This is a genomic window from Radiobacillus kanasensis (genome assembly GCF_021049245.1).
GTDB classification, from domain to species: Bacteria; Bacillota; Bacilli; order Bacillales; family Amphibacillaceae; genus Radiobacillus; species Radiobacillus kanasensis.
In genome coordinates this window covers 1,662,150-1,687,517 of the sequence record NZ_CP088020.1, presented here as the reverse complement: position 1 = coordinate 1,687,517, position 25,368 = coordinate 1,662,150, and the positions used below count along the sequence as shown (strand labels likewise).

Sequence of the window (25,368 nt, the reverse complement as noted above, 5' to 3'; positions counted from 1 at the left end):
GCCATCTTTATGTTTAGGAGATTATTTTACTAAAGAAACAATTTTTTCTGCGCCGTCTGCCATAGATTCTGCAGCCGTAATATTCAGTCCAGATTCAGCTAAGATTTTCTTACCTAAATCCACATTTGTTCCTTCTAAACGCACGACAAGAGGAATCTCAAGACCAACTTGCTTCGTAGCCTCTACGACACCTTCCGCAATAACGTCACACTTCATAATTCCACCAAAGATATTAACTAAAATACCTTTTACGTTGGAATCGGACAAAATGATTTTAAATGCTTCTGTAACTTTCTCAGCTGTAGCACCGCCCCCAACATCAAGGAAGTTAGCGGGGTCGCCGCCGTAGTGCTTAATGATGTCCATCGTTGCCATGGCAAGACCAGCACCATTAACCATACAACCAATGTTACCATCTAAAGCAATATAGCTAAGGTCATATTTAGATGCTTCGATTTCTTTTTCATCTTCTTCATCTAAATCTCTGTATTCTAGGATATCTTTTTGACGGAACAATGCATTGTCATCAAAGTTTAGTTTCGCATCCAATGCTAGAACGTTTCCGTCACCAGTCGTAACTAGTGGGTTGATTTCTGCAATGGAGCAATCTTTCTCCACGAACACTTGATATAAACCAAGCATAAACTTAACGGCTTTTGATACATATTCTTTTGGAATATTGATATTAAAAGCAAGTCTTCTTGCTTGATATGGAAGTAGTCCAACAACCGGGTCGATTACTTCTTTGAAGATTTTTTCCGGTGTTTCTGCTGCAACTTCTTCGATTTCCGTTCCACCTTCTTCAGATGCCATCATCGTGACACGAGAAGTTGCACGATCTAGGACTAAACCAACATAGTACTCCTTCTTGATGTCACAGCCTTCTTCAATGAGTAAACGCTTTACTTCTTTACCTTCTGGTCCTGTTTGGTGAGTTACAAGCGTTTTCCCAAGAATCTCATCTGCATATGTACGCACTTCATCAAGGTTCTTCGCAACTTTAACCCCACCAGCTTTTCCTCTTCCACCAGCGTGAATTTGTGCTTTTACTACAGAAACAGCACTGCCTAGCTCTTTCGCTGCATCTACTGCTTCGTCAACTGAATATGCAACACGGCCATTCGGCACGGCAACGCCATATTTACGCAATAACTCTTTGCCTTGATATTCGTGAATATTCATGTTTTGTCCTCCCATCCAATTTTCACTGCAGTATTATTGTATAAAAACTAGTACCTACTGTCCACAAATTACCATTGTGAAACAGCTAGTACCAACCTTCATCTTACGTCTAAATTTCTCTTTTGTGAAGGATTTTTTTCGAATAAGGAACTAGAGGAATCTCCTATTTTTTTGTCGACTCGATAGACAAGAGCAAACACTTCGGCTACGGCTTGATATAGATCCTCTGGAATGGATTCATTAATCGAAAGCTTTGATAATAGTTCCACAAGGGTTGAATCTTCTTGAATCGGTATATTATGCTCCTTTGCTTTTTCAATAATATTATCCGCTACGTACCCTTTTCCTAGTGCGGTTACCTTAGGAGAGGTTTCCTTATCCTTGTCGTAGCGGAGTGCGGCGGCTTTAGAAAATTCTTTTTGTTCTCCCGTTGATTTCATATTTTCAAGTCGACCCCCTTTCTACCCCTATTTTCTGCAGGTATAGAGGTTTGTAGTTCCTTCCGCTCAACATCTGTTGGTATTGCTTTTACCTGAAGAGTTCTTAACTGATATTGAAGAGCGTCCAATCCATTATGAACAGCCTCCTTAAATTGTTGTACGAGCTGTTCCGTTTGTGGATGGTCATTGTAGATCGTTAAATGTACGTTTCTTTTTTGCACATTCATTTCAATTATCGTTTCTTCTAATTGGTGGAGATTTAAATAAAATAGGACACGGCAAAAGTCAGAATTAATTTCTCCCGATTCGGATTTTTGTCCTTCAAAAGTTAGGTTTATGTCCTCTCGAAAGCCTAGAGACGCTCCAGGTATTTGCAAGTCTATTTGAACATAAGGACCCAATTGTTGATTGGAAACAAGTTGAGCGCTGTTGATCAATTGCAAAAGTGGTTCGAATCTAATCGGAGCAGTACTCCCCGATGCTTTTTCCTGCTGAACCATATCTATTAACAAAGATTTTATGGATGAATCTACTTCCATCTGCTCTAAAGCATTCTGCTTCATAAGCTGATTGATTTGATGTTCGTGATCCATACCAAGAACAGCAAGAGCATGCTTCAATTGAGCCAAAAAATGGCTAGGCGACGAATCTTGACTAACCGGCATCCTCGCTAACAAATCTAATAATCCTTTCGTACTCGTTGAGTCTAGCTGAAAGTCGGAAATCATTTGCAACACAGGAGTCCGGCTTCCTTCCTGCCCCGGGAAGGACATGGAAGCTTGCAAACGATTTTCTAACGATGAGAACACATTTCGAATTTGAAATTTATCTATAAATTTATCTAGTAATGCTAATTGAGCATCTAAGCGAGGACCGTTGCCATCCAATCGTTGGATTAACGTCGCTAGCTGTTGCTTTTGGTTCGAGTTTAAGGGCAATTGATTAGCAAAAAGTTCTTGAAGCTTTTGTTTCACTTGATTTGATTCTAGCGAAAATGGCATGGAGCCTTGCGCCATTGGTTTGTTCCATTCTGTTCTCCAAACTTCCCATGATACATCGCTATCCAGTAATCCTGCTTTTTGAAAGAGGTTGTAGGTTATCGGTTGATTCGATACAGACTCTTGTTGAATTCGGCGAGTAAAAAAAGAGCTAAAGTCTATATCGGATGAACTTCTTAAAGACTCTAACATCGTTACTAACTTTAATTGTTCACTAGAAGGCTGATCAAGAGTCTTTAGCGCTTGATAGGTTGTCTCCATTTGCTGAGTAAAAGACAACTTGTTCGGCAGTGAAAAAGCTTCAAATGTTGCTGGTGAAACAGGAATTCGAGCAGAAAAAAGAGAAACGAGCGTATCCATCGCACCCTTTTTATCAGAGCTTTGTTGCAGTAATTGAAAGGCTGCTTTTATGTCCTTCGGAGTAAAAGGAATCTGTTCCTGAAGAAGCTTCATTAGGAGGTCTTGACCTGCCTTTTGTCCCTTCAAGCCTAAGCTTTGGATAAGCTGGGCAATCATTTGTGCTTCCGTTAAAGCCTTTTTATCTGAAAGTACTTTTAAATGTAAGGATTCCCCTGCTGATTGCACTTGAAACCAGTACTGGTCCGCACTAGCTAAAGGTGTTTCGAGCTGAGCGACTAGCTGCTGATTTCCTAATTGAATTAAGGCCTGTTGATTCGGAAAGAGCTTGAGTACTTTTCCACGAATGACTTGTCCAGGGCTAAGTACTTGGTTTTGTGTATTCGATTGTTGCGCTAATCTCGTAATACCAGCATAAATGGACGTCATTTTTATCCCTCAACCTTCTTTATATTCCTGAACTGGCGAAAACGAACGCCTATGTATAGGAGTTATTCCATGTGCTTGAATTGCTTCCAAATGCTCCTTCGTCCCATATCCCATATTAGATGCAAAACGATACTCCGGATATTGAACATCATATTCGATCATCATTCGATCTCGCGTCACTTTAGCAACAATACTTGCAGCGGCTATCGATACACTTTTTTGATCGCCTTTTACAATGGAAGTGCTAGGAGTATTTGTATCTAATGTAACAGCATCAATCAGGAGATGATCTGGTTTCACTGCTAACTGTGATATTGCACGTTCCATTGCTTGTTTCGTAGCTTGATAAATATTAATCCGGTCAATTTCTTCCCGATTTATGATTCCTATGCCATAGCTTTTAGCGTGGTCCACGATGTATTGGAAAAATATCTCTCGTTTTTTTGCACTAACTTGCTTGGAATCTGTTAAGCCTGGTAAGTAAAAATCAGGCGTTAATATAACTGCAGCAGCGACTACTGGACCTGCTAAAGGACCACGCCCTACCTCATCAATCCCTGCTATATAGCGAAAACCATTTTTCCAGATTGATCGTTCGTATCCTCTCATGGATTCGAATTGTTCTTTTTCTTGTATAATACGTTCTTGCTCTTTATCGTATTGGCGTAGGAGCTGTTGTACCCCTTTTCTATCATCCTTGCGCCAATTTGTTAATTGCTCGTTCGTAAAAGAATTGGTTGCTAGTAATTTTTTTATATCTGAAATGGTATAGGTAATCATAACAATACCCTCCTACTCCTTTATATCGGCACTTTCTATCTACTTTTAAAATTCAGGGTGGGACAAAACTGAAACTTTCCTCACTAATGATGAAAGATTGCAGGATACGTAGCTTAGAACGGTACTCTTTCAATGGTTGGATTTTCGTTCATTTGATTGAAATTGCGACGTAACTCTGATTAAAAATTTCATTTAAAAAAGTAATGGAGTGAAGCCTAATGCCACGCTCCGGCAGATTACTTCGCTTTCCGCGGGCACGGCCTCAGCTTCCTCGGAAGAACCCCACTTCCTGCGGGATCTTCGGCTCGCGCTGTTCCCGCAGTCATTCATGTATCGCGAAAACAGCTATACACCACAGAGAATGAAAATAGTTATTGTGTGGCTATACTGATGCTACGGCTGGATGAGGAAGGTCGAGACTCCTTGGTGCGTGAGAGCCCTACCCGCAGTCTGACTCCTTCGACCACGGTGCATCACAGACTGTTGCTCCTTTTAAGGGAAGCACTCATGGTAGATTAACCCTATTCTGGTTGTTGCGCCAGCCTCCATTATTATTTGCCGTAGAAAGGATGTTTTCAATGGATGTAATCATTGAGAATGCTTGTGGTATGGATGTCCACAAGGATACCATTACCGCTTGTGCCATTACAACAGAAGGAAAGGAGATTGAAACTTTTTCAACTAAAACCATATATCTAATTGAGTTGGTGGACTGGGTGAAGAAACATAAGTGTACCCATGTGGCAATGGAAAGTACAAGTGTCTACTGGAAACCCATTGTCAATCTACTAGAAGCAGAAGATATTGAATATCTAGTTGTGAATGCTCAACACATTAAGGCTGTCCCCGGGCGTAAAACGGATGTGAAAGATGCCGAATGGATAGCCAAATTACTTCGTCACGGTTTACTTAAAGCTAGTTTTATTCCTGATCGAAACCAGCGAGAATTACGTGAACTTGTTCGTTATCGTCGAAGTATTATTGAAGAGCGTGCCAGACAATATAATCGGATTCAAAAAGTGTTAGAAGGAGCTAATATCAAACTTGGTTCTGTTGTTTCTGACATTATGGGAGTTTCTGCTCGTGATATGCTTCGATCCATATCCGAAGGAAATGATGATCTCGAAGAGTTAACAACCTTTGCGAGAGGAGTAATGAAGAAGAAAAAGGATGAATTGAAACTCGCACTTCAAGGGTATGTTCAAGAACACCAACGGTTCATGATAAAAACGATTCTAGATCATATCGATTTCCTGACGGATCAAATCGATAAACTAGATAAAGAGATAGCGAAAAGGATGGAAGACTCTCAAGAAGATATAGACCGTTTAGATTCCATTCCTGGTATTGGGAGAAAAATGGCGGAACAAATGCTTGCAGAGCTTGGTACAAATATAAAGGAGCAATTTCCTACTGCACCTCAAATGTGTTCATGGGCTGGATTAGTTCCTGGAAATAACCAAAGTGCTGGAAAACGTAAATCATCTAAAACGTTGAATGGAAACAAGTATCTTAAATCAGCACTGATTGAAGCAGCTCATTCTGTTCGAGGATCCAAAAACTACCTTGGTGCACTTTACCGGCGAACAGCTTCACGTAAAGGTAAAAAGCGTGCAGGAATCGTTGTAGCTCATGCGATATTACGAATCTCCTATTATCTCTTAACACGAAAAGAAATGTATGTAGATTTAGGAGAAGATTACTTCGACAAACAAAGACAACAATCCGTTGTTAAGCATTCACTACGAAGATTAGAGAGTTTAGGTTACACAGTGACAATTGTGGAACCAAAAGTGTCTTAAAATTATTCTCCAACTTCATTAGATCTTAGAATGTGGCGCTCTCCTCAAAAAAACGAATGAGCTGCGTCTACCTTAGTATTGCCATTTTTCCATATATTAGAACCTTATTTTCATGGTAGGAGTCTCCGCATTCTGCCTACGCTTGTAGGTATTTTCTAATATAGTAGGTTATTAAACCTATAAAATGAATAGACCAAGAAACACCTCTGACTTGAAAAGAACTCCGTACTAAGCTGCGGAAAAATGCGAGACTCCTGTGGGAAAGGAACAGTTGAAGACCCCACAGTGAGCGTTCTTTGCGAGCGAGGAGGCTGAGGCGTTCCCCACGGAAAGCGAGTATTTTTCTGCAGCGCCGCATTAGCAGTCAACTTGATAAAGTATATACGAGTCCTTATTTCGTTACGTCGCATTTTATATAAAATACAAATAAAGATCCAACTATGAAAATTTATATTCCTTCGCTCCCTATCTTGTATCGTTCGTTTTTAAAGATGGTAATTATATTTTGGTATAAAAGAGGTCGAAAGAAAAGAGACACCATCACGATGATGATGCCTCTTTTTCTATTTCCGGCCACTCTAGGCTTATACCTCCCATTTTACCAGTTCGTAAATCTCTAATAATGACATCTGCTGTTTTTTCTAAGCTAACGATTCCACCACTACCCAGACAGCCTCGAAGCTTTCCAATGGATTCAAAGATCTCCATCATATCCTCTGTATGTAAGGATAGTTGAAACCGATCTGTTAAAACAGATGGGTAGCGAGCCTTCAAATAACGGATGATAAATGCTGCCACATCTTCCATAGGGAGTAGCTGGTCCTTAATAGTTCCTAACGCTGCGAGACGATAGCCGACCACTTCGTCCTCAAACTTTGGCCATAAAATACCTGGTGTATCAAGTAACTCAAAGTCTTTCACTTTGATCCATTGTTGACTAGTCGTAACACCTGGTCGATCACCTGTTTTTGCAATTTTCTTATGGGCTAATCGATTAATCAAGGTCGACTTCCCAACGTTCGGGATACCTATGATCATGGCGCGAGCTGGTCGAGGACGAATCCCTTTTTTCTTTAACTTTTCCATCTTGCTTTTCCCCATATCACGTGCAATCTGGATAACATGTTCGATATCTTTCTTTTGTTGAACATCCACGGCCACGGTTGGAATCCCTTTGTTAGAAAAATGTTGAATCCATCGATCTGTCGCCTTCTGATCTGCCAAATCCTTTTTCATCAGTACGACCATTCGCGGCTTGTCTTGCAACACTTGGTGAAGCATCGGATTTTGTGAAGACTCTGGTGCACGTGCATCTAATAATTCAATGACGTAATCTACAAGCTTTAATTTTTCTTGAACTTCTCGTTTCGCTTTGGCCATATGACCAGGAAACCATTGAATGGTCATAACAATCCTTCACCTACCATTAATTTATAAACCTAAATCGATCCAGAGGCCAATATAATACTGCAGCCTCTCCCACAATCTGATCGTAAGGGATAAGCCCTAATAATCTACTATCTGTTGAGTTACTTCTATTGTCCCCTAACACTAAAACATGATCAGGGGGAATTTCACTGTAATTACCAGGAAGATCCTCTAAAGTGAAGTCAAACGTATAAACATCGTTTTCGTCTAATTCTTCCTTTTTTTTATCTAGAAATGGTTCCTCTACTTTTCCCCCATCGATATATAGGCTTTCATCTCTTACTTCAACATGTTCACCTGGTAACCCGATTACTCGTTTAATAAAGTCTTTTTTTGCGGTGGCATGAAATATGACGATGTCAAATCGTTCTGGTTCTCCCACAAAATAAGTAAACTTGTTTACAATCATATGATCCCCATCCTCTAGGGTAGGAAGCATTGATGGGCCATCCACTACGATTGGTGTAAACAAAAACATTCGGACAAAAAAGGCTAATAGACCAGCTATGATCAATGCTTTTAACCAATCCAACCATTCATTCCTCTTTCTGGCCACTTACCTTCCCTCCAAATCAAAGCTTTCTCTCTCTTTATTACCCTTTTTCCTATCATTTATGCCATTCTTTCTTGAACGCTTTTCTTTAGCATATGCGGAAACAGATCTCTATACCAGTAAAACGGCTTGATTCCATCCGATTCATTGGTATAGAGGAATGAGCATAAATACGGATTTAAGGTTAGAAAAAAGGAGCTTGACTGCGCAAGCTCCTTTTACCATAAAAGTTAGCGAATTTCTTTAATACGGGCTGCTTTTCCACGTAGTTTACGTAGATAATAAAGCTTCGCACGACGTACTTTACCACGACGGCTAACTTCAATCTTGTCAACTCGTGGAGAATGTACTGGGAATGTACGTTCAACACCTACACCGTAAGAAATCTTACGAACCGTAAATGTTTCACTGATTCCACCATTTTGACGTTTGATTACAACACCTTCGAATACCTGAATACGCTCACGGTTACCCTCGACAACCTTAACGTGAACTTTCACCGTATCCCCTGCACGGAATTTCGGTAAATCAGTACGAAGTTGATCTTTTGTAATTTCATCAATAATATGTTGCACATCCAACACTCCTTCCAAACCAATGCTCTTATCTAAATCAGAAAGCGGAACATCGTTTATACGACTTAAGTATATTACTCAAGCACAACAAATAATATAACATAATTACTAGTGTAGTTCAACTTAAATTATCATGATCTTTCCATTGTTTTAGCCATTCTTTATCTTGCTCACTTAATGGATAATGTTCTAGTAAATCCTTGCGTCGTTCAAGTGTTCTTTTTAACGATTGCTGCTTTCGCCATTCTTCGATCTTGGCATGGTTTCCAGATAATAAAACATCAGGTACTTTCATCCCTCGAAAATCTGCTGGTCTCGTATAATGTGGGTGCTCTAGCAAACCACTTGAAAAGGAATCGTTTGGTGCTGATGCCTCATTTCCTAGCACACTCGGTAACAAGCGGATGACACTATCTACAACTACCATAGCTCCAAGCTCTCCACCCGTTAATACGTAATCGCCTATGGAAATCTCATCGGTGACGAGATGTTCACGAATACGCTCGTCGTAACCTTCATAATGGCCACAAATAAAGATAAGGTGCTCTTCTTTAGCAAGCTCTTCTGCCTTCTGTTGCGTGTAAGACTCTCCTTGTGGACACATCAAAATAATCCGTGGTTTCTTACTTGTATCTGTTGAGATGTTTTCCAATGCATCAAAAATCGGTTGTGGGCTTAAGACGAGACCAGCCCCTCCTCCATACGGATAATCATCTACTTTGTTATGTTTATTTCCCGTATATTCACGGAAATTCACTAGATTATAGGAAAAAGCGCCTGATTCAGTTGCTCTCTTCAAGATAGAATGACTGAAAACTCCTTCAAACATTTCTGGAAATAGTGTTAGAATATCTACTTTCATTCATCTAGCAGTCCTTCCATTGGATCTATCTTGACCTTCTTTTCCTCTACATTAATATCAACGACAATCTCTTCAATGTAGGGAATAAGTAAGTCCTTCTGTTTAGGACGTTGAATTACCCAGACATCATTCGCACCAGGTGATAAAATCTCTTTTATTTTTCCGAGAAATTCCCCTTCTACTGTTTCCACCTCACAACCTATGATTTGGTGATAGTAGTATTCCCCTTCTTCAAGTGGTGTAAGCTGGGATTCCTCTATTTTTAACATACCGTTCTTAAATCGTTCCACATCATTGATAGAGTCATACGATTTAAAGTGGAGTAAATCGAATTGCTTATGAATACGATGCCCATCTATCGTTAAAGGAATAGGCTCTCCCCCTTCAGACGATACCCAGTATAAAGTCTCGCCCTTCTCGAATCTTTCTTCAAAATCTGTTATCCGAACGACCTTCACCTCGCCACGAATACCGTGAGTGTTCACGATTTTTCCTACATTATATAAATGGTTTGTCATATCTTTCACCTACTATTTTATTTTGGTAACGATTCCGTCTTTTACGATGATAGCTTGTTTACCAAATAGTTCTTCCCAGTTACTTCCAACTTCAACCTCAACAAGAGATTCAACTTCACCTTCTGTTAACTCACTTCCAAGCGGAAGGGTTTCCAACTGATCAAGTTGAAATTCGATCCACTTAAGCTTGTCTGTTCTTTGCGCAATTTCCTGTTGAAATCTTTTTGTCACTTCTTCACGGGAAATTCCTTTTTTACTCAATAGCTTTCTCTGCTCAAACTGAAGCTGTTGACACTCTTGTTCAAGTTGCTTTTGATGACTAACAAATTGGTTATGTAGCTTTTGTTTACTTGATTCAGTCAAGACTTGTTTTACTGGAATCTTACGAATGACTTGCATTCCACCCAACTCCTCTACGGAATCTTATATAGTTTTTCCAAGAACCTTTCAAACATGTGAAAAGGGAAAGGTTCCCCCTTCCCTTTACATGATATCTAAATAAATACGTTTATTCGTATCTGTTCCAGCTGCATACACAACTGTTCGAACCGCTTTTGCAATTCGACCATTTTTTCCTATTACTTTCCCTACATCATCCGGATGAACAGTAAGATGGTACGTAATCTTATGTTGCTCTTCTTTCTCTGTTACTTGGATTTCTTCAGGAAAGTCGACTAAAGGTTTTATAATGGTTTCAATCAAGGCTTTCATGGAATCACACTACTTTACTTTTGGTTTTTCAATTCGTGGAATTTCGTCATGATGCCTTCGTTAGAAAATAAGTTACGTACAGTATCGCTAGGTTTTGCACCTTTTGTCATCCAGTCTAAAGCTTTTTGCTCATCAAGTTTTACTTCAACCGGATTTGCAACCGGATTGTATGTGCCAATTTGCTCAATAATACGTCCATCACGAGGTGAACGAGAATCTGCTACAACTACACGATAAAATGGATTTCTTTTAGAACCCATACGTTTAAGTCTAATTTTAACTGCCATGTATTTTGCACCTCCAACATAAAAAGATTTTCACAAGTTTAGATTTTATCAGAAGTTTTCATGTCTGTAAAGTGTTTTTACATTACATGAACGGAAACTTGAATCCTTTGCCTTTTTTCCCTTTTTGCATGTTCGTCATTTGCTTCATCATTTTCTTCATTTCATTAAATTGCTTCAGCAATCGGTTTACTTCTGCCACATTACGACCAGACCCTTTAGCAATTCTTTTTTTTCGGCTCGCATTAATAAGACTAGGGTCCAAACGTTCTTGCTTCGTCATGGATTGAATGATTGCTTCCACGTGTGAGATTTGCTTCTCATCGATTTGCAGGTTTTTCATGCCTTTCATCTTGTTCGCGCCTGGGAGCATGCCTAGTAAGTCCTCTAAAGGCCCCATGTTCCGAACTTGTGACATCTGCTCTAAGAAATCATCAAAAGTAAAGGATGCCGTCCGCATCTTCTCTTCTAATTCTTTCGCGCGTTTTTCATCCACGTTTTCTTGGGCTTTTTCAATCAGAGAAAGTACATCTCCCATGCCAAGAATTCGAGAGGCCATACGCTCCGGATGGAAGGCTTCTAAATCTGTTAATTTTTCTCCCATACCAGCAAATTTAATCGGCGTGTCCGTAACAGCTTTAATCGATAGTGCCGCACCACCACGAGTGTCCCCATCTAGTTTAGTAAGGACAACCCCTGTAATATCCAGTTGTTCATTAAAGCTTTCCGCTACATTTACGGCATCCTGACCAGTCATTGCATCCACAACGAGGAAGATCTCATCTGGTTTCACATTTTCTTTAATCTGTGTTAACTCATCCATTAAGTCAGAATCAACATGAAGGCGACCAGCTGTATCAATGATGACATAATCATGATGCTCTTCCTTTGCTTGTTCCATCGCCTTATTCGCAATCTCTACTGGACTAACTTCTGTTCCAAGTGAGAATACCGGCATACTAAGCTGTTTCCCTAGGGTTTGAAGCTGATCAATAGCTGCGGGACGATAAATATCCGCTGCAACGAGCAATGGATTACGGTTGTGCTTCTTCCGCAATAAATTTGCTAGCTTCCCTGTCGTAGTTGTTTTCCCCGCACCTTGTAAACCAACCATCATAATGACGGTTGGCGGTCGATCAGCAACAGCAATTTTACTTTGCTCTCCACCCATCAAAGCTGTAAGTTCTTCTTTTACGACTTTAATAACTTGTTGACCTGGAGTCAGACTTTCCATGATTTCTTGGCCAACAGCACGTTCTTTAATTTTGTTAATAAATTGTTTGACGACCTTAAAATTAACGTCTGCTTCTAAAAGAGCTAGACGTACTTCACGGGTCATTTCCTTTACATCCTGCTCGGTAACCTTCCCTTTGCCTTTCATTCTTTGAATCGTATTTTGCAAACGGTCGGCTAAACCTTCAAATGCCATAGAAGGAGCCCTCCTAATCTAGTTCTTTTAAAGATTCAATAATGGGATTAGGTACTTCCCCATTTTGTTGCTTTAAGAAATCTTCTAATTGCTCAACAAGTTGCTTTCTTTCTTCAAACTTTTCGTAAAGATGAAGCTTTTCCTCATAGGATTCGAGCATAGACTCTGTTCGTCTAATATTGTCATAGACAGCTTGTCTCGATACTCCATAGGCTTCTGAAATTTCCCCTAACGAAAAATCCTCCAGATAATACATTTCCATGTATTTTTTCTGCTTATCCGTTAATAGTTCCTGGTAAAAATCAAATAAGTAATTGACTCTAGTCGTTTTTTCTAACACCTCTAGCACTCCTTGTTAAGTGAAATGCCTTTACATTAAGAAATACTATCGGAGTGTTTCTTCTCTGTCAAGGTTTACTCTTCTAGCATATCAGCAAACAGACCATAAACAAATGCGTGAGGGTCAAATTGCTGAAGATCGTCTACTTTTTCCCCTAACCCTACAAATTTTACCGGAATATCGAGTTCATTGCGGATCGCTAAAACGATTCCACCTTTTGCTGTTCCATCAAGTTTCGATAAGACAATACCCGTAACATTCGTTGATTCAGAAAAAGTTTTCGCTTGGCTCATCGCATTTTGACCGGTTGTTGCATCTAACACTAGTAATACCTCATGCGGAGCACCTGGCACTTCTCTTTCGATTACTCGCTTCACTTTAGAAAGCTCGTTCATAAGATTTACTTTGTTTTGTAATCGGCCTGCTGTATCACACAACAGCACATCCGCTCCACGAGATTTAGCTGCTTGGATTCCATCATAGATAACCGCAGCCGGGTCACTTCCTTCACTATGCTTTATGACTTCGACTCCAACACGCTCACCCCAAACGGCAAGCTGTTCAATCGCGCCAGCACGAAACGTATCTCCAGCTGCGAGCACAACTTTCTTCCCTTCATTCTTTAAGCGGTGTGCTAGCTTTCCAATCGTTGTTGTTTTCCCTACTCCATTTACGCCAACGAAAAGGACAATATTCAACCCATCATGGTTGATTTGAAGCTCCTCCATGTGCTCGTCATCATCGGCATAATAAATGTCAACGAGTTTTTCAGAAATCACTTCTTTTAGTTCACTTGTCTCCTTAATATTGCGGCGCTTGACTTCCATTTTCAGTTCATCAATAAGATCCATAACAGTCGTAACACCTACGTCTGCAGAAATCAGAATTTCTTCCAAATCCTCAAAAAAGTCCTCATCGACTTTTCGATAACGTGCCACTAAATCATTGATTTTGCTAGAAAAAGAACCTCTCGTCTTGCTTAATCCTTCTTTAAACTTATCTGATACTTCTTCATCTGCTACATTCCCTGAAAATTTATCCTTTAATTTCTTGAAAAAACTCATCCAATCTTCCTTTCTTAAGCTTGCACTAAGGCCGGAGCGTCTTCTAATCGAACAGATACGAGACGAGATACACCAAGCTCTTGCATCGTTACCCCGTATAGGACATCTGCTTCTTCCATCGTTCCCTTTCGGTGTGTAATGACGATAAATTGCGTTTCATGACTGAATACCTTTAAATAACGAGCAAAACGGTTTACATTCGCGTCATCCAACGCCGCCTCTACTTCATCCAAAATACAGAAAGGTACTGGTCGAACGCGTAGAATAGCAAATAACAAAGCAATAGCCGTTAGCGCTCTTTCTCCACCAGACAGAAGACCTAAATGCTGTAGTTTCTTACCAGGTGGCTGTGCAATGATATCTACCCCAGTATCTAATAAATTGCTAGGGTCAGTAAGTTTTAATTCAGCACGTCCACCACCAAAAAGCTCTTGGAAAACAATCGTAAACTCTTCTTTAATTTTCGAAAACGTTTCATCAAATCTTCGCTTCATTTCTTCATCCATTTCGGAGATAACACCGTAAAGCGTGTCCTTCGCTTGAACAAGATCAAGCTTCTGCTCGGATAAGAAGGCATAACGTTCTTCGATACGATCATACTCATCAATCGCACCTAAGTTAACAGTACCAAGCTCTTCAATGGCTCGTTTAATAAGTTTTACTGCACGCTTCGCTTCTTCGATGTCTTCCGCTTTCTCATAGGTTTGTTGTGCTTTTTCAAACGTCAGCTTATATTCGGTTTCCAAATGGCTCAAACGATTTTCTAATTCCACATCTAACCGATTGGACTTTACTTCTTTATCTTGAATCTGTTGCATCAAGAACTGATAAAGTCTATTTTCTTCCTTCATTTCACGTTCAGCATCCTGAACAGCTTGTGATCTCGCATATCGTTCTTGACGTTTCGTTTGAATTTGCTCTGTCACATCTTCTTTTTGTTTTTGTTTCTCTTCTAGTTTTGAGTCTAACTCATTCATGGACTCTCCACTCTCGTGCATATCCATCAATTCTTGTAGTTGTTGCTTATTTTCTGCTAAACTTTCTTCTACTTCTCGTAAGGATGCTTGATAGTTCTCCACTTTCTCTCGTTGACTTCGAACCTCTGTCTCTTCTTCTGCTAGTGTAACCTGATGTTGATGGAAAGCGGACTGGATTCGATCTTGATTTTCCTTGTATTCAGATTGTTGCTTCGATAACTGATCGATGTTTTCTTGGATGCTGGCTAACATATGGCTTAACGTGTTTAGCTCTTCTTCTAATCGAAGATCACGTTCGTTCAATCCTTCTAGCTCTTGTTCGTATTGATGATTGTCTTGATCAAAGAGTGATAGGTTGTCATTAAGATGGTTAACTTTTAGCGCCATCTCTTTCCAGTCCGCTTGACGGTTTTGAACGGTTTCCTGAGCCTGTCTAATCGTTTCCCTTTGCTCTTCTAGTTGTTCTTCAAGCTGTGTAACCTTTTGTTTTTGTTCGTTCACTTGTCTTTCAAAGGCAACGGCTTTTTTCTCAAAATCCTCCAGCTTCACATTGATGTCCTGTAAATCCTTTTCACGGGTAAACAAGGATTGGTTGTTCTTTTTAACCGCTCCCCCCGTCATGGAACCGCCTGGATTTACGACATCACCATCTAATGTAACAACCCTAAATCGGCGTTGGAGAATAGAGGCAATTTCATTGGCATCCTTTAACGTAGACGCTATCACAACATTACCTAACAGATGATGAACAATATCTTTATAAGTGGGATTAAAGTTTAACAGTTCTGATGCAATTCCTACAAAGCCAGGGTGGCGTTCCGCCCCACTTCTTAAATCTTTGCCAATCATCTTTGGTTTTATCGTATCTAAAGGTAAAAAGGTTGCTCGACCTTTATTGGTTTGTTTTAACCAGTTGATTGCTTTTCTTGCTGCTTGTTCATCTTTTACAACTACGTGTTGTGCTTGTCCACCTAAAGCAGTTTCTATTGCAGTTATATGCTTATCAGGGACTTGGATGAGCTCAATAACTGCTCCTTCAATGTCGTTTAGAACACGATCCTCTCTAGCCTTCAATACTTCTTTAACGCCATAGAAAAAGCCTTGAAAGTCTTCTTTCATATCTTCAAGCATTTCTTTTTTAGACTTCAATTTTTCAATATGTTGATAGCCTTGATAAAGCTTTGTTTGCATGTCTTGATATTTATGTTTTTCTACATCAAGCGATTTTTTCGTATTCTGGAAGACCACTTCCGATTTCGAATAGTTTTCTTTAGCTTCTGTATGCACGGATTCTAACCGATCTACTTCCGTTTTCCATTTATCACGCTCAGAAATAGACCCTTTAAACTTCTCTTTTTGTTGAGACATTTTATAGGTGATCTGTTCTACTTGCTTTTCAATCGATTGTCTTTCATTGCGTTTGGCCGCTTGCTCGTTTAATCGTTCAATATAATCACTTTTTAATTCTTCAATTTGCTCTTCAATGTTTTTCTCGGTTAACGAAAGCTCCTCGTTTAACTCAGACAGCTGCTTCTTCGTGTCATTACGCTTTGCCTCGAGTGTAGTTAAACGTTGCTGCTCACTGGCAAGATTCTCTCGAATACCTTCTGACTTATCCTGCAGCTGGGTGATTTCTAATTCTAGGTTTGTTTTGTTTTCATGGTAATGCTTAGAGCGTTCCTGCAAGAGTTGTTTTTTACCTTCTAGATTTTCTAGTTCTTGCGTGTATCGTAGTAAGGAATCCTGCAAGGACTCAATATGGGAATCTAAATCCTCTATGGAGCTTCGTTCTTCCTCCAACTTCGCTTCTTGCTGTTGAATTTTCGTCTTCAGAGCAATTTCTTTTTCTTTTTCTGACTCTAATTCCTGAAGAATCGTTTTCCATTCTGCATGAAGCAGCTCAATTTCTGCGATAAGCAAGGAAATTTCACGCTCTTTCAGACGATCTTTTTTCTCAAGGTAGTCTTTTGCTACAGCCGCCTGTTCTTTTAAAGGCTCTAGTTGGTTTTCAATTTCGTAAATAATATCTTCAATTCGATTCAAGTTTTCTTGTGTTTCTGCTAGCTTATATTCGGCTTTCTTCTTACGATTTTTATACTTTAACACACCCGCCGCCTCTTCAAAGATACTTCTTCTTTCTTCGGCTTTGGAGCTTAAGATTTCTTCGACTTTCCCCTGACTAATGATAGAGAATGCTTCTCTTCCTAAACCAGAGTCCATAAATAAGTCAACAATATCCTTCAATCGGCAGGATTGTTTGTTAATGAGAAACTCACTTTCCCCAGAACGAAACACACGTCTCGTTACGCTTACCTCATGATAATCGACAGGTAGTGCTTGATCTGTGTTGTCAAGTACAAGGGTGACCTCCGCAACATTTAACGGTTTTCGTGAATCACTACCTTGAAAAATAATATCTTCCATTTTCGAACCACGTAGAGATTTCGCAGACTGCTCTCCAAGCACCCAGCGAACCGCATCTATAATATTACTTTTTCCGCTTCCATTAGGGCCAACAACTGCAGTCACGCCAGGTACGAAATCTACAGAGATTCGTTCTGCAAAAGATTTAAACCCTACTGTTTCTAATCGTTTAAGGAACATAATCATTTCTCCCATTGCTTTATAGAGGATGTTCAAAAAGTACGGTTTATCCTCCTTTTTGAACACACACTTATATCTCTTTGTTTGGATGCATTTACTTTTTCAATCATTTTATTTTATCATAGACTACAAGTACTTAGAAGAAATTCTAGGAAAATAGAAGGAGTGGTACTTTGAATTTGAATGAAGCAAACGAAGATAACCTGAAATACATAATTGATGAAATGGCGAAAAAGCTTCAGGTCGTCAACCGGTCCATCATGGACCCAAAGGACTATAAGTTAGAAAGCTACGATCAATTGAAGGAGCTCTATGACATGCTCGAACATAAAGGAAATTTAAGTGTTCCAGAAATCCAAGCCTTTATAGAAGAGCTTTCTTCCTATAGAAAATAATTGAAGCTTGGCGATGTCTTTAGAGTTACAACCGGGGCCTTTCCTATGAAAGGTGATCACACCACCTTCCTTATTGTTTACTATGACTATTGGTTATAAGGAACATTCGTAAAATGGTAAAACTTAATAGGAACATAAAAGCTGGTACGTCCCCTTTTGGGATGTACCAGCTTTTCTACGCATGGAGCAAGGCGTCTAAGGCTGTTTTGGCTGCTCTTTGTTCTGCTTCTTTTTTCGTTCGACCAATACCTTCTCCAGACATTTGACCCTTTATGAGGACTTGAGAAACAAACTCTCGGCTGTGGGCCGGTCCGCGTTCCTCAATGATGACATATTCCACGTTTCCATTCTTGTTCCGTTGAACGACCTCCTGAAGCTGACTCTTATAATCCATCCCATGCGAAAAAGCACCATTACTGATCTCAGGGAAAACGAACTTCTCCAGAAATTGTAAGACTATATCATAGCCTTGATCCAAATAAAGAGCACCGATAAATGATTCAAATACATCCGCAAGTAATGCCGGTCTCGTTCGACCACCTGTCATTTCTTCTCCTCTTCCTAGAAGAATATAGTCTCCAAATCCAATTTTCCTAGCAAAATTCACCAAAGATGGCTCACAGACGATAGATGCGCGGAGTTTTGTTAGTTCCCCTTCTTCCATCTTCGGATACTCTTTAAACAAGTATTGGGATACGCCTAGCTCTAGCACCGCGTCTCCTAGAAATTCTAATCGTTCGTTATCCTCATAATCTTTTTTACGATGCTCATTCACATAAGATGAATGAGTAAATGCTTGCTTTAACAGCTTTTCGTTCTGAAACGTTACGCCCACTTTTTCTTGTAAAGATGAAAATTCCATTGCCCTCACCATTCCTAAATAAAATTACCCTAACAGTGTACACTCGTCTATCTATTCCTATTCTAGGAGAAACCGATACAGAGAAAGTCTCGCGTCTGCGAGACTCTCATTCATTATTACATATAAAAGTCCTCTTCAAAAAGGAGGATAAATTCTGAACATCCCCTAATAGGACATTTTATAGTGTGCTGTCTATGTATTTAACAGCATCACCAACTGTTTGAATTTTTTCCGCTTCTTCGTCAGAAATCTCCATGTCAAACTCATCCTCAAGTTCCATAACAAGCTCTACTACGTCAAGAGAGTCTGCTTCTAGATCGTCTTTAAAAGAAGCTTCCATTGTTACTTTAGATTCTTCTACATCTAGTCGATCTACAACGATTTTTTTTACGCGCTCCAAAGTATCTGCCACGATTCATTCACCCCCTTTCAAAAATCTACAAATTCTTTATTATTACATCACCATTCCACCGTCAACATGAATGGTTTGACCCGTTATGTAGTTGGCATCATCTGAGGCTAAGAAACGTACGACTTTTGCTACATCTTCTGCTGCTCCTAGTTTAGCCAAAGGAATAAGCTCTAACATACCGCTACGTTGTTCTTCCGATAGTTTGTCCGTCATATCGGTTTCTATAAACCCAGGTGCTATCGCATTAACGAGAATGTTACGACTTGCTAGTTCTTTTGCTGTTGTTTTCGTCAAACCAATGACACCGGCTTTAGCCGCCACATAATTTGCTTGACCAGGATTTCCGCTCACTCCGACAACAGAAGCGATATTGATAATTCGCCCACTTTTTTGCTTCATCATTTGTCTCGTAACGGCTTTAGTCGTCAAGAAAACACCTTTTAAGTTCGTTTGAATGACTTTATCAAATTCTTCTTCTTTCATTCGCATCAACAAGTTATCTCTCGTGATTCCAGCATTGTTAACGAGAATATCCAAGCGCCCGAAAGTATCCGTTACGGTTTTAATCATTTCTTTTACATCTGCTTCGGAGGATACATCTGCTTTTATTTTTATTGCTTTTTGTCCAAGCTTCTCTACTTCTTTGACAACCTCTTGAGCCTTTTGCTCATTCCCCGAGAAATTAACAGCTACACTTGCTCCTTGTTTTGCCAACTCGATAGCAATTGCTTTTCCGATTCCTCGTGAACCACCTGTGACGAGTGCTACTTTTTCTTGTAACATTAAGCATCCTCCTTGTACCATTGTAAAAACTCTTCAAGGGAACTAGGATCTTGAACAGAGAACGTCTTTGTTCTGCGGTTCACTTTTTTCACCAATCCCGTTAACACTTTGCCATTCCCAACTTCCACAACTGCATCTACGTCCTCTTCCAATATCCGCTCTAAAATTTCATGGAATCGAACAGGAGAATACAACTGCTTAACGAGTAAATCTTTTATCATCTCTTGATCGGTTGTTTTTTCTGCCGTTACGTTTGCAAAAATAGGAATGTCTGCATTCTTTAATTTAACTTGGTCTAACGCACTTGCAAAATCCTTAGCGGCAGGTTCCATTAATCGAGAGTGGAAAGGACCACTCACGTTCAAAGGCAATACACGTTTTGCACCAGAGTCTTTCAACAAAGGAATCGCAGCATCAATCCCAGCCTTTGTACCAGAAATAACGACTTGACCGGGACAATTTAAGTTCGCTAGGTCTACTACCTCTTCTTCTCCTAACTGCTCAAGTGCCTCTTGAATTTGTTCTGTAGTCAATCCTAATACAGCTGCCATCGCGCCTTTTCCTTTTGGAAAAGCATGCTCCATAAGTTTTCCGCGTGTCTGAACCAAAGGTAATGCGTCTTCCACACGCAATACTCCGGAAGCTACAAGTGCACTATATTCACCTAAACTATGTCCAGCTGTGACAACTGGCTGGACACCTTCTCTTTGAAGAACCTGTTGAATGGCACTACTCGTTAATAGTAGGGCTGGTTGCGCATTTTCCGTATTCGTTAATGTTTCTTCCGGACCTTCAAACATTAAGTTTGTAATGGACAGATCTAACCACTCATCCGCTTGATGAAAGAGGTCCTTTACTTCTGGATAACGATCGTACATTTCTTTTCCCATACCTACTGATTGAGATCCCTGACCGGGAAAAACAAACGCTACTCGTTTCATCGTATTACTCCTCTCCGTTGTCGGTTTGAATCAATTCAACCGTTTCTTGTATCGTCATTGTTACGTTATGTTCTACCATATGACAAGCTTGTTTAATGGCGTTAAAGATTGCTCTTGCGTTAGAGGATCCGTGCGCTTTAATAACAGGTGCTGCTAAACCAAACAAGCCAGCTCCTCCATACTCCGAGTAATCCAGCTGATCTTTTAACCCTTTTAATTCGGGTTTTACCATTCCCGCTGCAAGCTTCGTTTTAAGATTCGACATAAATGTTTCTTTTAACTTTGAAAACATTAAGTCCGCAGTTCCTTCAATCGTTTTTAGTGCAACATTTCCACTAAATCCGTCTGTAACGATCACATCTGCCACCCCGGAAAGGATGTCTCTCGCTTCCACATTTCCAACAAAATGAAACGGTGCCTGCTGCATCAATTCAAATGCTTTCTTCGTCAAATCATTCCCTTTGCCATCCTCTGTTCCAACATTTAATAATCCAACCCTAGGATTTTGAACGCCGCGAACCTTTTCGGTGTAAATGGCTCCCATAATTCCGTATTGAAGGAGATGTTGCGCTTTCGCCTCCACATTGGCTCCGACGTCTAATAAAAGAACACCTTTACCGTCACTCGTAGGCAGAGTCGGACTTAACGCTGGCCGCTCAATCCCTTTAATCCGCCCAACAACGAATAATCCAGCACTCATCAATGCCCCAGTATTTCCTGCAGAGATACAGGCATCTGCTTTGCCTTCTTTGACCTCATTTGCCATTAATACTAGAGATGAGTTTTTTTTCCGACGAACCGCACGAACAGGCTCGTCGTCCCCTGTAATCACTTCGGTCGTATGCTTAACCGTGATGTTCGTTGAATCTTTTAAGTAAGGATCGATTTTTTCTTGATTTCCAACTAATACAATTTCTAAGTTATGTATGTGTTTAACGGCTTCCATCGCCCCTAATACGATCTCTTTAGGAGCATGGTCTCCACCCATTGCATCTATCGCAATTCTCATGATTTATTCTCCTTCTTTCTCATTCGATCGGAACATTGTGAAAGTCCCTACAAAAACTTGTTTGTTGTCCACAAAACTTTTCACTTCTACTTTTGTTCGATCAATCGCTTGAGATTGAATAACCTTTGCCTTGGCAATAACCCGTTCCCCTTGAAAAACCTGGCTCGTGAATTTTATGTCTGCTTTAGCGGTTAAAGCTAACTGATCATTAATTACTGCTACTGCCAGTGAGTTAGCTTGTGCAAATAAATGATGTCCCCTAGCAATTTTATTACGGGAAAACACGTGCTCTTCACCGATGTCTAATATGGAGATTGCACGTTCATCTAGTTCTAGATCGATGACTTCCCCAATTACTTCATCGATAGGTAAAGCCTTAACCGTTTCATTCCATTGGTTCGTTGCTACAAATTTGATCCGCTCTCTTAATTCTGGAATCGCTAATTCCATTCGATCTAAACGAATGGTTTGAATACTAACATCAAATCGTTTTGCTAATTCTTCATCCGTAATAAACGGCATTTCTTTGATCGTTTCTTGTAATAGGCTTTGCCGTTCCCTCTTATTTCTTCTCAAATCTGCCACCGTCCATTATCCTTTTTCCTTAGTCGAGACTAAGAAAAGCCGTCTTATGACTAGGTACTAATAGTAATATATAATACCACTCCAAATTATGCAAGTGGTGAAATATTCTCCTAATCTAGAACAGCACCTTGCATCGTTGGGTCATGAAGAAGAATTTTCTTTAATGCGAGAAAAGATGGGTCGTCCAAAAGCTGTTTCGAAACGATCTCCTGTGCATCTACTCTTGCTGTTTCTAAAGCCCGATAATCATGAACCATGTCGGCGATCTTAAATTCTGGTAGTCCGCTTTGTTTTTTACCAAAGAAGTCCCCTGGTCCACGGAGCTTCAAGTCCTCCTCAGACAATTCGAACCCATTGGACGTTTCCGTCATAATCTTCATTCTTTCTTTTCCAACTTCTCCTTTAGGGTCTGCTATTAAGATACAATGACTTTGAGCATCTCCTCTTCCTACCCGTCCTCTTAACTGATGGAGCTGTGATAATCCGAAACGTTCTGCATCATATATGACCATTACGGTTGCATTCGGCACGTTCACTCCTACTTCGACGACGGTAGTCGAAACGAGAATTTGAATATCATTGTTCGCAAAAGCTTTCATAACTTCTTCTTTTTCATCTGTATGCAACCTACCATGCATTAATCCTACTTTTATAGAAGGTTGATAGTACTCTTCTAGCTGATGAAAGAGATCGACGGCATTTTGGATGTCTAGCTTGTCCGATTCTTCAATCAAAGGACAGATAAAATAAGCTTGGTACCCTTGTTCAACCTCAGATTGAATGAAAGTCAAAACTCGATCTAGCATATTTTCCTTCGCCCAATACGTTTTTACTTCCTTCCGACCTGCTGGCATTTCATCGATAATCGATACGTCCATGTCGCCAAAAGCCGTAATCGCTAGCGTTCGTGGAATTGGGGTAGCCGTCATAAACAATACATCCGGATATAAACCTTTATCACGTAAAATTCTGCGCTGCTCTACCCCGAACCGGTGCTGTTCATCGACAATAACAAGTCCTAGCTGATTAAAGACCACATCCTCTTGAATTAATGCATGTGTCCCTATTAAAATATCGATTTCCTTTTGAGCAACCTTTTCCAATATTTCTTTTCGTTTTTTCCCTTTTACAGATCCGGTTAATAACGCAATCGATACGGTATCATCAAATGTATTTTTTAATGAATCATAATGTTGCTCTGCTAGAATTTCTGTCGGAACCATCAGCGCCCCTTGGTTTCCAGCCGATTTAGCTGCGTACAAGCCAATAGCTGCGACTACTGTTTTTCCAGATCCTACATCCCCTTGAAGTAACCGATTCATTCGATATGGTGATTTCATATCCTCCAATATCTCTTTTAAGGATTTCGTTTGGGCATTGGTCAAAGGGAAAGGAAGGGTTTGAATAAATTTTTCTACCTTGTGTTCATCAATTGTCTGACTTCCACCTGAGGTCGTTTCCCTATTCTGCTTACGTAACAAAGTCATTTTCAACTGGAACAACAAGAATTCCTCATAAATAAAACGTCTGCGGGCATGCTTCAATTTCATATGGTTACTCGGAAAATGCAACTGACGAATTGCTTCCACTCGACTCGGAAGCTTATAGCTCGTCAAATAGGAGTCAGGAAAGATTTCGACTAAGTCCGTTTTATATTGGGTAAGAGCTGTTTTCATCAATTTTTTTAGCTGAATATTCGTTACCGAACCTCTTAATGGATAGACAGGTTCAATTGGGTTTTGGGAGCTTGCAGGACCCTTTTTGTAGTTTTGCACGGTTATCTGAAGTCGATGCTGATCCCATTTCCCTGTAAAAGTTACTACATCTCCATCTTGCAATTGCTTTTTAGCAAAGGCACGGTTGAACATGACTGCCTTGACCACAACATTTTCCACTTGAACATTGACCGACAATTTGGATTTTCTTTTTCCATAAAAAACAAGGGAAGGATTTCCGATAACCTTCCCCTCAATCGTTACTTTATCTTCATGAATGAGCTGATGTAATGGCTTTATTTCAAATATGTCATATCGAAACGGAAAGTAAAACAGTAAATCCTCTACCGTTTCAATGCCTAAGCCAAATAAATCTGCTTCTAATTTTTCTCCAACACCTTTTATCGTCGCTACTGGATCAGATAACAACATTCCTCACTCTTTCTCTACGGGTATTCCATAAATACGTGATGCAATCGCTCTTCCTGTTGGTGTAGCTGCCAATCCTCCTTCTGCTGTTTCCCTTAAGGCAGAAGGCATCGACTTTCCGATACGATACATCGCACCGATTACTTCATCACAAGGGATACGGCTCGTTACACCTGCTAATGCCATATCAGCTGATACAATGGCATTGGAAGCTCCTGCTGCATTTCTTTTTACACACGGAACCTCCACTAAGCCGGCAACAGGATCACATACTAATCCTAGCATATTTTTTAACGTAATGGCGAAAGCTTCTGCACTTTGTTGTGGAGTTCCCCCCGCCATTTCTACGATAGCAGCTGCCGCCATAGCTGCTGCAGACCCCACTTCTGCTTGGCATCCGCCTGCCGCACCAGAGATAAACGAATTGTTGGCAACCACATAACCGAATGCCCCTGAGGTAAAGAGATAGCGAACCATCTGTTCCCTGGTAGGATTTAAACGATTCTTAACCGCAAATAACGTTCCCGGTACACATCCAGCGCTTCCAGCAGTAGGTGTGGCACAAATCGTCCCCATCGCCGCATTTACTTCATTAGTCGCTACTGCTTTACTCACAGCATCTAGAAGCAAGGTACCTGAAAGAGGCTCATGATCTCTCATGTAGTTTTGCAAGAGGACCGCATCTCCTCCTGTTAGCCCCGAATAGGATTTAACCCCTTTTAATCCATCTTCTACGGCTTTTTCCATCACTTCTAAGTTTCTTTCCATTTGTGACATAACTTGTTCTCTAGTTACGTCTTTGACGTCCATTTCTTGCCTAATCATAACTTCTGATATTAAAATGCCTTCCGTCTCGGCAATCTCTACTAATTCTGCTACATTTCTGAACACGTTATTACCCCTC

26 protein-coding genes are annotated in these 25,368 nt (G+C 40.2%); 2 read left to right on the top strand and 24 right to left on the bottom strand.

The features are described 5' to 3' along the window. Nucleotides 1-21: 21 nt before the first annotated feature. The 4 genes from sucC to KO561_RS08780 form a co-directional block, all read right to left on the bottom strand. On the bottom strand, nt 22-1,182 hold the full coding sequence (gene sucC, locus KO561_RS08795) for an ADP-forming succinate--CoA ligase subunit beta (RefSeq protein ID WP_231096729.1): 1,161 nt from the start codon (nt 1,180-1,182) through the stop codon (nt 22-24). A 98-nt stretch (nt 1,183-1,280) separates the two neighbouring features. Then, complete coding sequence (locus KO561_RS08790; RefSeq protein WP_231096728.1) at nt 1,281-1,622, bottom strand: EscU/YscU/HrcU family type III secretion system export apparatus switch protein; 342 nt, start codon at nt 1,620-1,622, stop codon at nt 1,281-1,283. After that, nucleotides 1,619-3,406, bottom strand: coding sequence for a hypothetical protein (locus tag KO561_RS08785; protein WP_231096727.1), 1,788 nt, complete (start codon nt 3,404-3,406; stop codon nt 1,619-1,621). Before KO561_RS08785 ends, KO561_RS08790 begins: the two co-directional genes overlap by 4 nt. 9 nt (nt 3,407-3,415) lie before the next feature. Then, a complete protein-coding gene (locus KO561_RS08780) occupies nt 3,416-4,186 on the bottom strand; it encodes a ribonuclease HII (protein WP_231096726.1) in 771 nt (256 codons plus the stop codon). 578 nt (nt 4,187-4,764) lie between these two features. Between KO561_RS08780 and KO561_RS08775 the strand changes: the two genes are divergently transcribed. Continuing rightward, entirely contained in the window at nt 4,765-5,988 is a 1,224-nt protein-coding gene (locus tag KO561_RS08775) for an IS110 family RNA-guided transposase (RefSeq protein ID WP_231093844.1), read from the top strand. A 540-nt stretch (nt 5,989-6,528) separates the two neighbouring features. Here the strand turns inward: KO561_RS08775 and ylqF are convergent. From ylqF to smc, 12 genes are all read right to left on the bottom strand, one after another. Continuing rightward, nucleotides 6,529-7,395, bottom strand: a complete 867-nt coding sequence (gene ylqF, locus KO561_RS08770; protein WP_231096725.1) for a ribosome biogenesis GTPase YlqF — start codon at nt 7,393-7,395, stop codon at nt 6,529-6,531. A gap of 19 nt (nt 7,396-7,414) precedes the next feature. Further along, nucleotides 7,415-7,972: a signal peptidase I gene (gene lepB, locus KO561_RS08765; protein WP_231096724.1), complete on the bottom strand. Its 558-nt coding sequence runs from the start codon at nt 7,970-7,972 to the stop codon at nt 7,415-7,417. Between the two features lie 227 nt (nt 7,973-8,199). After that, complete coding sequence (gene rplS, locus KO561_RS08760; RefSeq protein WP_231096723.1) at nt 8,200-8,544, bottom strand: 50S ribosomal protein L19; 345 nt, start codon at nt 8,542-8,544, stop codon at nt 8,200-8,202. A gap of 118 nt (nt 8,545-8,662) precedes the next feature. After that, nucleotides 8,663-9,406, bottom strand: coding sequence for a tRNA (guanosine(37)-N1)-methyltransferase TrmD (trmD, locus tag KO561_RS08755; protein WP_231096722.1), 744 nt, complete (start codon nt 9,404-9,406; stop codon nt 8,663-8,665). Further along, nucleotides 9,403-9,924, bottom strand: coding sequence for a ribosome maturation factor RimM (rimM, locus tag KO561_RS08750; protein ID WP_231096721.1), 522 nt, complete (start codon nt 9,922-9,924; stop codon nt 9,403-9,405). The genes trmD and rimM overlap by 4 nt, the downstream gene beginning before the upstream one ends. Nucleotides 9,925-9,936: 12 nt before the next feature. Then, a complete protein-coding gene (locus KO561_RS08745; RefSeq protein ID WP_231096720.1) occupies nt 9,937-10,323 on the bottom strand; it encodes a YlqD family protein in 387 nt (128 codons plus the stop codon). Nucleotides 10,324-10,407: 84 nt separating this feature from the next. Continuing rightward, the gene (locus KO561_RS08740) at nt 10,408-10,635 is read right to left on the bottom strand and encodes a KH domain-containing protein (protein WP_231096719.1); all 228 of its coding nucleotides are present in this window, start codon (nt 10,633-10,635) and stop codon (nt 10,408-10,410) included. 14 nt (nt 10,636-10,649) lie between these two features. Then, nucleotides 10,650-10,922 (bottom strand): 30S ribosomal protein S16, encoded by a 273-nt coding sequence (gene rpsP / locus KO561_RS08735; RefSeq protein ID WP_231096718.1) that lies wholly within the window; start codon nt 10,920-10,922, stop codon nt 10,650-10,652. 82 nt (nt 10,923-11,004) lie between these two features. Next, a complete protein-coding gene (ffh, locus tag KO561_RS08730) occupies nt 11,005-12,348 on the bottom strand; it encodes a signal recognition particle protein (protein ID WP_231096717.1) in 1,344 nt (447 codons plus the stop codon). Between the two features lie 13 nt (nt 12,349-12,361). Further along, nucleotides 12,362-12,688, bottom strand: a complete 327-nt coding sequence (locus KO561_RS08725) for a putative DNA-binding protein (RefSeq protein ID WP_231096716.1) — start codon at nt 12,686-12,688, stop codon at nt 12,362-12,364. A gap of 74 nt (nt 12,689-12,762) precedes the next feature. Next, complete coding sequence (gene ftsY, locus KO561_RS08720) at nt 12,763-13,752, bottom strand: signal recognition particle-docking protein FtsY (RefSeq protein WP_231096715.1); 990 nt, start codon at nt 13,750-13,752, stop codon at nt 12,763-12,765. A 14-nt stretch (nt 13,753-13,766) separates the two neighbouring features. Beyond that, on the bottom strand, nt 13,767-17,333 hold the full coding sequence (smc, locus tag KO561_RS08715) for a chromosome segregation protein SMC (RefSeq protein ID WP_231097080.1): 3,567 nt from the start codon (nt 17,331-17,333) through the stop codon (nt 13,767-13,769). Nucleotides 17,334-17,506: 173 nt separating this feature from the next. Here smc and KO561_RS08710 point away from each other — a divergent pair, with 173 nt between their 5' ends. Continuing rightward, nucleotides 17,507-17,728, top strand: a complete 222-nt coding sequence (locus KO561_RS08710; RefSeq protein ID WP_231096714.1) for a DUF1128 domain-containing protein — start codon at nt 17,507-17,509, stop codon at nt 17,726-17,728. Between the two features lie 175 nt (nt 17,729-17,903). Here the strand turns inward: KO561_RS08710 and rnc are convergent, their stop codons facing one another. The 8 genes from rnc to sdaAA form a co-directional block, all read right to left on the bottom strand. Then, nucleotides 17,904-18,602: a ribonuclease III gene (gene rnc, locus KO561_RS08705; RefSeq protein WP_231096713.1), complete on the bottom strand. Its 699-nt coding sequence runs from the start codon at nt 18,600-18,602 to the stop codon at nt 17,904-17,906. Between the two features lie 166 nt (nt 18,603-18,768). Then, on the bottom strand, nt 18,769-19,002 hold the full coding sequence (locus tag KO561_RS08700) for an acyl carrier protein (RefSeq protein ID WP_231096712.1): 234 nt from the start codon (nt 19,000-19,002) through the stop codon (nt 18,769-18,771). A 42-nt stretch (nt 19,003-19,044) separates the two neighbouring features. Then, nucleotides 19,045-19,785: a 3-oxoacyl-[acyl-carrier-protein] reductase gene (gene fabG, locus KO561_RS08695; protein WP_231096711.1), complete on the bottom strand. Its 741-nt coding sequence runs from the start codon at nt 19,783-19,785 to the stop codon at nt 19,045-19,047. Beyond that, on the bottom strand, nt 19,785-20,726 hold the full coding sequence (gene fabD, locus KO561_RS08690) for an ACP S-malonyltransferase (RefSeq protein WP_231096710.1): 942 nt from the start codon (nt 20,724-20,726) through the stop codon (nt 19,785-19,787). Before fabD ends, fabG begins: the two co-directional genes overlap by 1 nt. A gap of 4 nt (nt 20,727-20,730) precedes the next feature. Continuing rightward, complete coding sequence (gene plsX, locus KO561_RS08685; protein WP_231096709.1) at nt 20,731-21,735, bottom strand: phosphate acyltransferase PlsX; 1,005 nt, start codon at nt 21,733-21,735, stop codon at nt 20,731-20,733. A 3-nt stretch (nt 21,736-21,738) separates the two neighbouring features. Then, complete coding sequence (gene fapR / locus KO561_RS08680; protein ID WP_231097079.1) at nt 21,739-22,311, bottom strand: transcription factor FapR; 573 nt, start codon at nt 22,309-22,311, stop codon at nt 21,739-21,741. Between the two features lie 119 nt (nt 22,312-22,430). After that, a complete protein-coding gene (gene recG, locus KO561_RS08675; protein WP_231097078.1) occupies nt 22,431-24,464 on the bottom strand; it encodes an ATP-dependent DNA helicase RecG in 2,034 nt (677 codons plus the stop codon). A 6-nt stretch (nt 24,465-24,470) separates the two neighbouring features. After that, a complete protein-coding gene (gene sdaAA, locus KO561_RS08670; protein WP_231096708.1) occupies nt 24,471-25,355 on the bottom strand; it encodes an L-serine ammonia-lyase, iron-sulfur-dependent, subunit alpha in 885 nt (294 codons plus the stop codon). Between the last annotated feature and the right edge of the window lie 13 nt (nt 25,356-25,368).